This is a genomic window from Halodurantibacterium daqingense, assembly GCF_042666235.1.
GTDB classification, from domain to species: domain Bacteria; phylum Pseudomonadota; class Alphaproteobacteria; order Rhodobacterales; family Rhodobacteraceae; genus Halodurantibacterium; species Halodurantibacterium daqingensis.
Genome location: NZ_JBHTFQ010000009.1, coordinates 45,231 through 57,169, shown reverse-complemented (window position 1 = coordinate 57,169; position 11,939 = coordinate 45,231). Strand labels below are relative to the sequence as shown.

14 protein-coding genes are annotated in these 11,939 nt (G+C 64.2%); 4 read left to right on the top strand and 10 right to left on the bottom strand.

Features of this window, described 5'->3' with window-relative positions:
- Positions 1-187: 187 nt before the first annotated feature.
- Positions 188-703 carry a GNAT family N-acetyltransferase gene (locus ACFQXB_RS15900; RefSeq protein WP_377405822.1) on the bottom strand — a complete coding sequence of 172 codons (516 nt, stop codon included), beginning with the start codon at positions 701-703 and terminating at the stop codon, positions 188-190.
- Between the two features lie 96 nt (positions 704-799).
- Here ACFQXB_RS15900 and ACFQXB_RS15895 point away from each other — a divergent pair, with 96 nt between their 5' ends.
- The 4 genes from ACFQXB_RS15895 (at position 800) to ACFQXB_RS15880 (ending at position 3,733) form a co-directional block, all read left to right on the top strand.
- Positions 800-1,405 (top strand): flavin reductase family protein, encoded by a 606-nt coding sequence (locus tag ACFQXB_RS15895; protein ID WP_377405821.1) that lies wholly within the window; start codon positions 800-802, stop codon positions 1,403-1,405.
- 335 nt (positions 1,406-1,740) lie between these two features.
- Positions 1,741-2,055: a transposase gene (locus tag ACFQXB_RS15890; protein ID WP_377405819.1), complete on the top strand. Its 315-nt coding sequence runs from the start codon at positions 1,741-1,743 to the stop codon at positions 2,053-2,055.
- Between the two features lie 372 nt (positions 2,056-2,427).
- On the top strand, positions 2,428-2,583 hold the full coding sequence (locus ACFQXB_RS15885) for a hypothetical protein (RefSeq protein WP_377405817.1): 156 nt from the start codon (positions 2,428-2,430) through the stop codon (positions 2,581-2,583).
- Positions 2,584-3,199: 616 nt separating this feature from the next.
- Entirely contained in the window at positions 3,200-3,733 is a 534-nt protein-coding gene (locus tag ACFQXB_RS15880) for an SDR family oxidoreductase (protein WP_377405979.1), read from the top strand.
- A gap of 224 nt (positions 3,734-3,957) precedes the next feature.
- Here the strand turns inward: ACFQXB_RS15880 and ACFQXB_RS15875 are convergent, their stop codons facing one another.
- The 9 genes from ACFQXB_RS15875 to cyoE form a co-directional block, all read right to left on the bottom strand.
- Positions 3,958-5,373 carry an FAD-binding oxidoreductase gene (locus ACFQXB_RS15875; protein ID WP_377405815.1) on the bottom strand — a complete coding sequence of 472 codons (1,416 nt, stop codon included), beginning with the start codon at positions 5,371-5,373 and terminating at the stop codon, positions 3,958-3,960.
- 18 nt (positions 5,374-5,391) lie between these two features.
- Entirely contained in the window at positions 5,392-5,976 is a 585-nt protein-coding gene (locus ACFQXB_RS15870) for a GNAT family N-acetyltransferase (RefSeq protein ID WP_377405813.1), read from the bottom strand.
- Positions 5,976-7,238, bottom strand: a complete 1,263-nt coding sequence (locus ACFQXB_RS15865; RefSeq protein WP_377405811.1) for a M16 family metallopeptidase — start codon at positions 7,236-7,238, stop codon at positions 5,976-5,978. Before ACFQXB_RS15865 ends, ACFQXB_RS15870 begins: the two co-directional genes overlap by 1 nt.
- A complete protein-coding gene (thrC, locus tag ACFQXB_RS15860; RefSeq protein WP_377405809.1) occupies positions 7,235-8,623 on the bottom strand; it encodes a threonine synthase in 1,389 nt (462 codons plus the stop codon). Before thrC ends, ACFQXB_RS15865 begins: the two co-directional genes overlap by 4 nt.
- Before the next feature lie 9 nt (positions 8,624-8,632).
- Positions 8,633-9,304 carry an SURF1 family protein gene (locus tag ACFQXB_RS15855; protein WP_377405807.1) on the bottom strand — a complete coding sequence of 224 codons (672 nt, stop codon included), beginning with the start codon at positions 9,302-9,304 and terminating at the stop codon, positions 8,633-8,635.
- Positions 9,305-9,371: 67 nt separating this feature from the next.
- Positions 9,372-10,163 carry a cytochrome c oxidase subunit 3 gene (locus ACFQXB_RS15850; RefSeq protein WP_377405806.1) on the bottom strand — a complete coding sequence of 264 codons (792 nt, stop codon included), beginning with the start codon at positions 10,161-10,163 and terminating at the stop codon, positions 9,372-9,374.
- 25 nt (positions 10,164-10,188) lie between these two features.
- A complete protein-coding gene (locus ACFQXB_RS15845; protein WP_377405804.1) occupies positions 10,189-10,764 on the bottom strand; it encodes a cytochrome c oxidase assembly protein in 576 nt (191 codons plus the stop codon).
- Positions 10,764-10,961 (bottom strand): hypothetical protein, encoded by a 198-nt coding sequence (locus ACFQXB_RS15840; RefSeq protein WP_377405802.1) that lies wholly within the window; start codon positions 10,959-10,961, stop codon positions 10,764-10,766. The genes ACFQXB_RS15845 and ACFQXB_RS15840 overlap by 1 nt, the downstream gene beginning before the upstream one ends.
- Complete coding sequence (cyoE, locus tag ACFQXB_RS15835) at positions 10,961-11,893, bottom strand: heme o synthase (protein ID WP_377405800.1); 933 nt, start codon at positions 11,891-11,893, stop codon at positions 10,961-10,963. Before cyoE ends, ACFQXB_RS15840 begins: the two co-directional genes overlap by 1 nt.
- Between the last annotated feature and the right edge of the window lie 46 nt (positions 11,894-11,939).

Here is an 11,939-nt window from a genome sequence, read left to right as displayed (position 1 = left end):
TCCAGCCCAGCCGGCCGGGAAAGAGGCCGTTCGCGCCCAGCCCGTCGCCCGGAAGGCGTCCAGAGCTTCGCAATGGGCAAGAACCCGTGCCACACGCAGCCGCCTCGCCCCGGCAGACCAGCCGATGTCAATGATACCGGTTCAGGGCCGAGGCAGAGGCTTGGCTGGCCTGCGCCGTCCCGTTCGCTCAGGCCGGGCGCCCGTCAGGCCCGGCCACTCCATCACCGCGCGTGACCGGTCCCTGAACGCCCGCCCAGGCGCCCGAGACAAGCTCGAAACCCAGAACCCGCTCGGGGTTGGTGGGCGGCGGCATGAGCACGCCCTCGCGCCGCACAAAGCCGAAGCGGCGGTAGTAGGGCGCGTCGCCCACAAGCAGCACCCGCTCCCATCCCAGCCGCCGCGCTTCGGCAAGGCTTTCGTGGATCAGAAGCGCGCCAAGCCCCTCGCCCTGGCGGGTCGGATGCACCGCGACCGGCCCCAGCAACAGGCAGGGCGCCCCGCCAACGCGCACGGGCCAGTACCGGATCGCGGCGGCAAGCACCTGATCCTCGTCCCGCAAGGCCAGGCAGAGTTGCGATATCCGCGGCACGCCATCGCGCAACCGGTAGGAAGACAGCGCCTCGCGTCCCGGGGCGAAACAGAGATCATAAAGCGCCTCGACATCCCAGGCGTCTTCGGCCGTTTCTTCGCTGAGGTGGTACATGCCGCCCGTCTCTGCCCGTTTTTTCTGGAAACGCCCCTAACACGCGTTTAGGTCTGGGGCAAACCCCTGCGGTTTCCACAGCTTGCCGGAGATTTCATGTTCTACCAACCCAAGAACGGCCACGGGCTGCCCCATAATCCGTTCAATGCAATCGTCGCGCCGCGCCCGATCGGCTGGATCTCGACGCGCGGGTCTGACGGCTCGGAAAACCTCGCGCCCTATTCGTTCTTCAATGCCGTCGCCTATACCCCGCCCCAGGTCATGTTCGCCTCGACGGGGGCAAAACCCGACCGCGAGACGGGCAAGGATTCGATCGCAAACATCATCGAAACCGGCGTCTTCTGCGCAAGTATCGTGGAATACGCCGCCCGTGACGCGATGAACATGACCTCGGGTCCCTGGGGCCGCGAGGTGGATGAATTTGCCTTGGCCGATATTCCGCGCGCACCTTGTGAAACCATCGCCTGTTCGCGCGTCGCCTCGGCCCCCGCCGCGCTGGAATGCCGGCTGACCCAGATCGTGACGCTCGAAGGCCCCTCGAACCTGTTGATCCTGGGCGAGGTTGTTGGCGTCCATCTGCGCGACGACTGTCTGGTCGACGGCATGTTCGACATCACCCGCTTTCAGGCGCTCGCGCGCTGCGGATATCAGGATTATACCGTGGTGCGCGAAACCTTCACGCTGAAACGCCCCGGCGTCTGACCCTCGGCCTTGGCCCCTGCGCAGCGGCCAAGGCCTCGTTGCTTATGCACGCCAAACCGCCTTTCAGCACCAACTCTCACCAAACGTCGCCATTCCAGTCGTGGTGGAGATCACTGCGCTTTTCCGAACTGAAGGTCGGCTCTGAGCCGGTTCCGTTGAAACCGCCGTCGCCTGATCGCTCGGCCCCTGGTTCACTTCGCTGCGCAGGGAAATGGCGCCGTGAGGGACCACGGCAGGCTTCACGAGGACAGCAGTTTGCGCGTTCTCGTTGGAGACCATGGCGCCCCCTGATCACCTGCTGCGGGCCATGAACATGGTTTGTCGATCCCGCGCGCGTGCGTCCACCTTTGGGGCCGACCTGCTCCTCGACGGGCGGGCCGTCAGCTGGTTCTGAGTTGATGATCCGCATGCTGCTGCCCGGCTATTGCCAAGGCATCTGTTCCGACCGGCGCCTTCGTGAAGAGATAGGCCCGAACCTGGCCTATCGGCGGTCCTGTCGTCTCGGTCTGGGCGATGCGATGCCGCACTCGCCCTTTTCCAGGAACCGCCAAGGCCCATTTCATGCCTGCGATCTGCTGCGGCAGGTGTTCGAGGGCGTGCTGGCGCACCGCGTCACCGAAGTCGGCGGCAGCAGTTCGGGGCGCTTCTGATCAAGGCCGAGGCCAGCCGCTGCAAGAAGGTCCGGGCAGAAGATCGGTCTGCCGGTGATCCTGTCACCCGAGCCGCAGGAGTATCGTGATAGGCTTGACGACAGGCCGTTCGGCGCCCCTCCCAAAACCCTGTCGCCGAACGATCCTGCTGCCCGCTTCACCGGCGCGAACGGCGACAGGTCTTTCTTGCCTGCAGCACCAACGGTCTTGTCGACCCAGAGCATGCAATCGTCGTGGATGTGGAAGATGAGGCGGCTACGAAACCGCCGAATACACCGTCCGTAAGGCGATGGTGGCGTGTGGCCGCGAGATGATCGTGCGCGTCGAAGAGGCATTCCGTCTGCATCCGCCGATACGGCCTGAGCAGGCAGCATGCCGGTCGCCGAACAGGAGATCGCGCCGTCCATTCCCGTCTTCGACAAGACCAATGCGGCGACGGGGCATTCCCCGATACTGGCGCGAGATGCGCAAGCCAAGATCCGGCGCCTGCAAGCGCGGCACGAACCGATCTTTCGTCAGCGAGCATGACTGCTCCGCCTGCTTCCTGAAGCCCAATCGACTTCGGATGCCATCGTCGGCAAGATCGCCCGCCACCCGCACGAGGACGCGCAAAGCATGCCCGCCAATCTGCAAAGTCCGATGCTTGTATCGCCTCGAGCCAATCCAGGAAAAAGGTCGAGATGCTGTTTGCACACCTGAATCGGATCAGCGCCTCGACCGGCTGCGACTGCGCGCGCGAAACGGCGCAAAGGACGAGTTCCCCCTAGCTGCAACCGTCTAAAACTCCGGAAATCCGCCAAGTTGATACCGATGACACCAAAGATCGCCTGAAGAGGCGCAGCGCTTCAGCTTTCCCGATCAATGAAAGAGAAAGCGGAGCGTGTTTTTCAACGGTATCCAGGACAAGGCTGTCGATCGCCACGCGACCCTGGCCAGGAGGGCGGTGCAGGACCCAGAACCTGCTCTGCAGGGTTCGTTCGCGGGAAGCGGCCGTTCAGGCGAAATGATCGACCTCTCAGTGCCGCGAGGTCTTGTCCGTCAGTGCCGTGCCTCCGCCGAAAAGGCGTTGAATCTAGCGAACGAACGACAATGCCATCTGCAACCCCCCTACGAGATGCGCGATGCGGGATTGTGACGTTCGGTCCTGCTCGACCGCAAGGGAGGTTGCCGTCGCAACACGGACGAGGTCGTCGAAGGTGATATCGGCGCGAATCCGGCCAGCGTCCTGTATGATCAGGGTCGTATAGACGTGGCCTTTGCCAATACCGGGAATCCCGGACAGGCTGCCTTGGGAAACATCGACGAAGCCCGTTTTGATCGTCTTTTCGACATTAACGTGAAAGGCATGGTCTTCACCGTACGGAAGGCGCTGCCCCTGATGTCCGCAGGTGGCTCCGTCGCGCCGACCAGGTCTGGCGCAGGTATGAGGGGCTTTCCCGACCTGTGCATCTGCAGCGCCACCAAGGCCGCGATGGCGACCTGTCTCCGCAACAACGACGGTGCCGAAGCCTGGATACAGCAGACCATCCCGTTCGGGCGGCTCCGCCAGACCGAGAAAATTGCCAAGGCGACGCTTTCCCTTGCTTTGGGGGACAGCAACTTGCTGGATGCGAAGAACTGTTGGTCGACAGCGGCTTCGGGTCGTCTGATGGGCGGCAGCTATGCCCGCAGCAGTTGATCCGAACGTAGCGGATGAATGTCCGCTTCTCTCCGACCTTCAACTGTTGTCGATGGACGAATGTGGGCTGCCGTGTCGGATCCTGCGCGAAGTTCAGGAGACCGCGGCGGGCTCAAAGCGACACAAGGGTTCTCTGCCCAACGGCTGACGTTCGTTGAAACGGGTGCAGAAACCAGACGCAAACGGGTGCCGCTCGGCGTGAGGACACGGAACCACGCCCGGGGCTAGGCGCGCAACACCGCGCCGGGGTTCATGATCCCGGCCGGATCAAGTGCTGCCTTGATGGCGCGCATCGCCCTCAGCTTGACCGGATCGCCATAGCGCTCCAGATCCTCGACCTTGAGCCGGCCGATGCCGTGTTCGGCACTGACCGAACCGCCCAGGCTGTGGACCAGATCATGCACGCAGCGCTTGATTGCCGGCCGCTCAGCCTCGTGGTTGGCGCGGTTGCGGCCGTGCTGCGGAAAGACGTTGTAATGCAGGTTCCCGTCGCCCAGATGGCCAAAGCAGTTGATGCGGAAATCGCCGATTTCCGAAAGGGCCGGAGCTGCCCGCTGCAGGAAGTCGGGCACCGCGCCCAAGGGAAGCGAGATATCGTGGCTCGAGATGGCCCCGATGCGCCGGTTCGCTTCAGGAATGGCTTCGCGCAAGGTCCAGAAAGCGGCGCGCTGCGCCTCGTTCTGGGCAACGACGCCGTCGGTCACCAACCCGGCTTCGAAGGCCTCGGCAAAAAGCTCTTCCAGTGCCGCGGCGGGGTTCTGGCCGCGGCCCAGCCCCAGATCGATCAGCACCATCCATTCCGGCGGCTCGTCGAAGGGCTGGCGGATGTCCGGCATGACTTCCCGCAGGAACTCCGGCCCCTGACGATGGATCAGCTCAAACGCCGAAAGCCCCGCCCCGACCGAGGCCCCGGCCATGGCCAGCAGCGCCAGCGCCGCAGCCGGATCGGGCACGGCCATCAGGGCGGCCCCACGCGCGGCTGGCCGGGGAAACAGCCGCAGGCTGGCCGCCGTGATGACGCCCAGCGTGCCCTCGGCGCCAATCATGAGATGGCGCAGGTCATAGCCGGTGTTGTCCTTGCGCAGGCGGCGCAGCCCGTTCCAGATGCTGCCATCCGGCATCACCACCTCGAGCCCCAGACACAGATCGCGCGCATTGCCATACCGCAGCACATTGACCCCGCCGGCATTGGTCGCAAGGATCCCGCCGATCCGGGCGGTGCCTTCGGACGCGAGCGACAGTGGAAACAACCTTTCTGCCTCTTCCGCCGCGGCCTGAACCTCGGCCAGGGTGGCACCTGCTTCGCAGATCAGGACGTTTTCCTCGGCGTGGATCGCGCGCACCGCCCGCATCCGTTCAAGCGAAAGGATCAGGGGACGACCGGTGATCGCAACCTGACCACCCACAAGCCCGGTGCCGCCGCCATAGGGAACGATGCCGACCCGGGCATCAGCTGCGGCACGGATGATGGCCGCCACATCCGCAGTCGACCGCGGCAGCGCCACGACCCCTGTCTGGACCCTGTAGCGGCCCCTCGGTTCCTCGAGGTAGCGCGGCTCGGCCGGACGCAGCGTGTCGTCAGGCAGCCGGGCCGACAGCGCCTCGAGAAATGCATCATCGGCCGGGTTCAACACGGGCATCACCATCTCCTTCACGGTTTATCCGACATCCGTCCGGCCGCGCCTGTCGCCACGCAGATTGGCGTAAAGCACATGGTTGCGCCAACGGCCGTTGATCTGCAGATAGCTTTGGGCGACCCCTTCATACTTGAAACCGCATTTTTCAAGAACCCCGCGCGAAGCGACGTTTTCGGGCAGGCAGGCCGCCTCGATCCGCGAGAGGTCCAGCGCAGTGAAGGCGTGGTGCACCACGGCGGTGATCGCCTCGCGCATGTAGCCCTGGCGCGCATGGCTTTCTCCGATCCAGTAGCCCAGGGTTCCCGCCTGTGCCGGGCCGCGCCGGATGTGATCGAGCGTAATTGCGCCCAGAAGCTGATCATCCTCGCGCCGGACCAGGAACAGGGGCAGCGCGGTCCCGTTCATCTGCGCGCGCTGCGACCAGTAGACCCGGTTTGAAAACGACTTCCGGGCAAGATGATCCTCGGCCCAGACAGGTTCCCAGGGAATCAGGAAGGCGGCGCTGCTGCGGCGCAGCATAGTCCAGGCGCGGAAATCGGAATGCGTCGGAAGGCGGAGTGTCATGCGCTCCGTTTCGATCCGGAGTTTCCGACGCAAACCCAGCATCAGGCCGCCAGCCGCCCGCGTAAGGTTTCCAGCATGGGCGCGTTGTTCGCCGGGCCATAAAGCGCCATCGCCGCACGCGCGCCCTGCGCCATTTCGCAGGCAAAGCGGCGCACATCGGCCGCCGTCACCGCCTCGATCCGCGCCACCGCTTCGTCCACATCCGGGATACGCCCCCAGATCGACAGAAGCCGTGCCAGCCGTTCCGCCCGTGAGGACGGGCTTTCCAGCCCCATCAGCAGGCCCGCCTTCATCTGCGCCCGGGCACGGGCCACTTCGGCCTCGCTCATGTCCTCGGTCGAACGGCGCAGTTCATCGACCGTCAGGCCGGTCAGCTCGGCAATGTCGTCGGCGCCCGTGCCGGCATAGATCGTCAACACGCCGGTATCCTCATAGGCTCCGGACTGGGCAAAGATCGTATAGCACAGGCCGCGTTCCTCGCGGATCTTCTGAAACAGCCGCGACGACATGCCCCCGCCCAGCGCCGTCGCAAAGACCTGCGCCGTATAGACGTCGGGATCGCGATAGCCAGGCGCCTCGAATGCCAGCGCGAAATGCACCTGCTCAAGGTCGCGCAGTTCGCGCCGCTCCCCGGTCGAAAACCGTGCCGGTTCGATCTGCGGCACGCCGACCGGGCGCAGGTCGCCAAAGATCGCGCTTGCCTCGGCCACGATGCGATCGTGGTCAACCGCACCTGCCGCCGCAAGGATCATCTGGTCGGGGCCGTAGTGTTCCAAGACAAAGCGGCGCAGATCGTCCTGGCTGAAGCTGGACACCCGCTCGGACGGGCCAAGGATGGTCCGTCCGAAGGGCTGGTCGGGATAGGCGGCTTCCTGCAGCCAGTCGAAGATCACGTCATCGGGCGTGTCCAGCGCCTGCCCGATTTCCTGCAAGATCACATGACGCTCGATCTCGATCTCGCGCTGGTCGAAGACCGGGTTCAGCACGATGTCGGAGATCACATCCAGCGCCAGCGGCACGTCGGCCTCGAGAACCCGCGCGTAATAGGCTGTCATCTCGCGGCTCGTATAGGCGTTGATATAGCCCCCTACATCCTCGATTTCCTCGGCGATCTGCAGCGCGGTCCGGCGGGTCGTGCCCTTGAAGGCCATATGCTCCAGGAAATGCGCGACACCGTTCTGCTCCACCCGCTCATGCCTGCCGCCGGCGGTGATCCACACGCCGATCGAGGCGGATTTCAGCCCCGGCATCGTTTCTGTGGCGATGCGGAAACCGTTTGGCAGTGTCGTGAGACGCGAGGTCAATTCGCGATCCTTTCGCGGACAAGGGATTCGATGCCGGCAAGGTCGTTCGCAACGCGGGTCACGCGTTCGGGCCGCACGAACAGATCGGCCATCCGGGGCGGAAGCGCCGGCCGCAGCCCTATCGCCGCCTCGACCGCATCGGGGAACTTCGCCGGGTGCGCCGTCGCCAGCGTGATCATCGGCACCGGCCCAAGATGGCGCTCGGCCACATTCACGCCCACGGCGGTATGGGGGCACAGGATCTCGCCCGTGGCGGCAAAGGCGCCCGCGATCGTTGCGCGCGTTTCGTCTTCCGAGGCGCGGCCGGAAAGGAAGGTTTCGCGCAACACATCGATCGCGCCCTGGCTGATCCGGAAGCCTCCGGTCTGCCGCAGTTCCTGCATGAGCTGTGCCACCGCCGCACCGTCACGCCCATAGGCATCAAACAGTGCACGTTCAAAGTTCGACGAAACCTGGATATCCATCGATGGGCTGATCGAGGGGCGCACGCCCTCGGTCTGATACCGGCCCGTTTTCAGCGCCCGGTGCAGGATGTCGTTCTGGTTGGTGGCAATCACCAGCCGCTCGATCGGCAGCCCCATCCGGCGCGCGACATAGCCCGCGAAGATGTCGCCGAAATTGCCTGTGGGAACGGTGAAGCTGACCGGCCGGTGCGGCGCGCCAAGGCTGGTCGCGGCCGAGAAGTAATAGACTACCTGTGCCAGCACCCGTGCCCAGTTGATCGAGTTCACGCCTGCCAGGCGGACGCTGTCGCGGAAGTCGAAATCGTTGAACATGTCCTTCACGCGGGCCTGGCAATCGTCGAAGTCGCCCGCGAGCGCCAGCGCGTGTACATTGGTCTCGACCGGGGTGGTCATCTGACGACGCTGCACCTCGGACACGCGCCCATCCGGGAAGAGGATGAAGACATCAACGCCTTCAAGCCCGCGAAACGCCTCGATCGCCGCCGAGCCGGTATCGCCGCTGGTCGCGCCCACGATGGTTACCCGCTCGCCCTGACGCTGCAGTGCCGCCTGGAACAGCTGCCCGATCAGCTGCATGGCGAAATCCTTGAAGGCCAGCGTGGGCCCGTGGAACAGTTCAAGCAGGAAGTGGTTCGGCCCCAGTTGCACAAGGGGCGCGCGCGCGGCATGGCCAAAGCCGGCATAGGCGCGGGCGATGATATCCTGGAACTCCTGATCGGTGAAACAGTCACCGATGAAAGGCCGCATGACGCGGAAGGCGGTTTCCTCGTAACCCAGGCCGGCAAGCGCCGCGATGTCGGTCTGCGTCATCGCCGGGATCGTCTCCGGCACATAAAGGCCGCCGTCGCGGGCCAGCCCCGTCATCATCGCCTGGTCGAAAGTCAGCACCGGGGCCGCGCCCCGCGTCGAGATGTATTTCATGGATCCGCCTTAATCGGTACCGCGTCTGATACGCCACAGAAGAAACACTGTCATCCCCGCCCAGACCGCCGCGAGCAGAAACCAGGTTACGGCATAATTGAGGTGATCATTCGGAATGGCCGAAGTATCCACCGGAAGAGGCTCGATCCCATCTTCTGCTCCTTCGCGCAGGATGACAAGCAATGGCTCGGTCCCCAGCGCCTCGGCCATCCGCGGCACGTCACGCGCGAACCAGAAGCCGCGTACGGCATCGGGTTCGGGCGTGTAGCTGTCGCTGTCCTGCGGCCAGTGCAGATTGCCGACCACATCCAGCGGACGCGCCGGGCGGGGCTGGTTCCGCGCGGCCTCGCGCACAAATCCGCGGTCGATCATGATGCGCCGGCCGTCATCGGTCTCGAAGGCGGAAATGATCCGGAATCCCGCGCCCACGCCCTTGCGGCTGACCAGAACATGAATCTCGTCCCCGGTTGTCCGGCCACTGACGGCAACCGGAAGATAACGGTCGCGCGCCGGATCGGGCCTGTCCGGCAGCGCCACGGGTGCGGCATGAATGCTCGCCTCGATCTCGTCGATCACAGCCCGTTTCCAGTCGAGGCGCTGCATCTGCCAGAGGCCGAGCGACAGTAGAATGCCGGTGCCGAGGATCCCGAAGATCAGCGGCAGAATCATGCGTCGCGTCATTATCCCTCCAAGGCAAAGGCGCGCGCCTTGCGGCCCGCGCCTTCCCGACAGCGGTAAAGCGGATGGCTCAGCCGCCCCAGATGTAGACCGAGACAAACAGGAAGAGCCAGACCACATCGACGAAGTGCCAGTACCAGACGGCAGCCTCGAATCCCACGTGTTTTTCGGGGGTGAAGTCACCCTGATAGGCGCGGAACAGGCAGACGGCGAGGAAGATCGTGCCGATGATCACGTGAATGCCGTGAAATCCGGTCGCCATGAAGAAGTTGGCACCATAGATGTTCCCGGCAAAGCCGAAGGCCGCATGGCTGTATTCGTAGGCCTGGAAGAAGGTGAAGATCACCCCCAAGGCAATCGTGATCCAGAGCGCGTTGATCACGTCGCGGCGGTTGTTTTCATGAACCAGGGCGTGGTGTGCCCAGGTGCAGGCCGCGCCCGAGCAGAGCAGGATCAGCGTGTTGATCAGCGGCAGGTGCCAAGGATCGAAGGTTTCGATCCCGACCGGAGGCCAGACACCGCCCGCACCCTCGGCCATCGGATACATGGCGTGCTTGAAGAAGCTCCAGAACCAGGCCGCGAAGAACATCACCTCGGACATGATGAACAGGATGAAGCCATAGCGCAGCCCGATCCGCACAACCGGCGTATGGTCGCCGGCCCGGCTTTCCTTCACGACATCGACCCACCAGCCGAACATGACGTAAAGCACGCCGGCCAGGCCGATGAAGAACATCCAGGGCATGCCCTGTGCCATCCAGAGAACCGCGCCGAACAGCATGAAGAATGCTGCAACCGACGCAAGGAACGGCCAGATTGACGGCGGAAGGACGTGGTAATCGTGGTTTTTCTCATGCGCCATGGTTTTTTGGTCCCTCGTTCGGCACTTAGTTTACAGACGTGTCCGCAGCCGGCAGCAGCGCCGCCTGTTCGCGCGGCATGTCGGTGACATGGAAAGTATAGGACAGGGTGATCGTGTGCACACCGCTGCTTTCACGGTCGTTCACGATGGCCGGATCAACGTAGAAGGTGACCGGCATCTCGACCCGCTCGCCCGGCTGCAACACCTGCATCTGGAAGCAGAAGCAGTCGATCTTGGTGAAATAACCCCCGGCGCCATAAGGCGTCACATTATAGCTGGCGGTTCCGGCCACAGCCTCGTCGGAGGGATTGTAGGCTTCGTAGAAAGCCAGTCCCACCTCCCCGATTCGCACCTCCATCTCGCGCTGCATCGGGCGGAACTCCCACGGCATGCCGCGTTCCCTGGACGCATCGAAGCGCACCCGGATCGTCCGGTCGAGCACCTCGCCCGACGCGGCACTGGCCACACCCGGCGTGCCGCCAAACCCTGTGACCCGGCAGAACCAGTCGTAGAACGGCACCGCGGCCCAGGCCATCGAGCCCATGAACACCACAACGCCGATCAGCTGGACGGCAGTCTTGGTCTTGCTGTTCATCGCCATCAGCGCACCTCGGGCTGACGTGGCGCCTCAAGGGCGGGACGATAGGTGTGGTCGAAGCCCTGGATCGAGCCGCCGCCGCTGACCTTGGCGACCGTCAGCCCGAACACGAGCACCACGAACCCGATCAGCACCACGCCCAGCCCCACATTGCGCCCAAGGCGCCGCTTGTGCAGTTCATGTTCAACGATGATCGCCATCACCAGCCTCCCAGACCGTAGGGCCGCAGCGCCGCCTCGGCGAGGAAGGCTGCAAAATGAAGGAAGAGATACACAAGAGAAACCCGGAAGAACCGCTTTTCTGCCTGGTAGCCATCCGCCTCGGCATCGGCCTCGTCACGGCGCCAGATGCGCCAGGCCCCCAACAGGAAAATTGCGTTCAGAACGACCGACGATGCCAGATAGACAGGCCCGCCGATCGAGGTGAAACCCGCCCCCAGCGCCACCGGCGCCAGCGCGAGCGTATAGCCAAGGATATGGTTGCGCGTCACCCGCCGTCCATGCGTCACAGTAAGCATAGGCACGCCGGCCTTGGTGTAGTCCTGGTTCATGAACAGGGCCAGCGCCCAGAAATGCGGTGGCGTCCACATGAAGATCACCGCGAACATCAGCACACTTTCAAGGCTCACGCCCCCGGTCGCGACCGCCCAGCCGATCATCGGCGGAAAGGCCCCCGCAGCACCGCCGATGACGATGTTCTGCGGCGTGGACCGTTTCAGCCACATCGTGTAGACGACCGCATAAAAGAAGATCGTGAACGCCAGCAGCCCTGCTGCCACGAAATTCGCCGCCAGAGCCAGCATCACCACCGCGATTCCGGCAAGCGCAAGACCAAGGCCAAGCGCCTCTTCCGGGGCAACCTTTCCGGCCGGGACGGGGCGGCCGCGGGTTCTGCGCATGACGCGGTCGATATCGGCATCCCACCACATGTTGAGCGCGCCCGAGGCCCCGCCGCCGAGGGCGATGAACAGGATCGATGCGAAGGCCACCATCGGGTGCACCTGGACCGGCGCGACCAGCAGGCCCACCATTGCCGTGAACACGACAAGCGACATGACGCGCGGCTTCAGAAGCGCGACATAGTCGCCAAAGCCAGCCTCGCCTGTCTGTTCATAGGAACGAATATCGGTCAACGCTCTCTCCTGCTTGGGCGGGCCGCAAGGCATGCGGCCCGGCCTG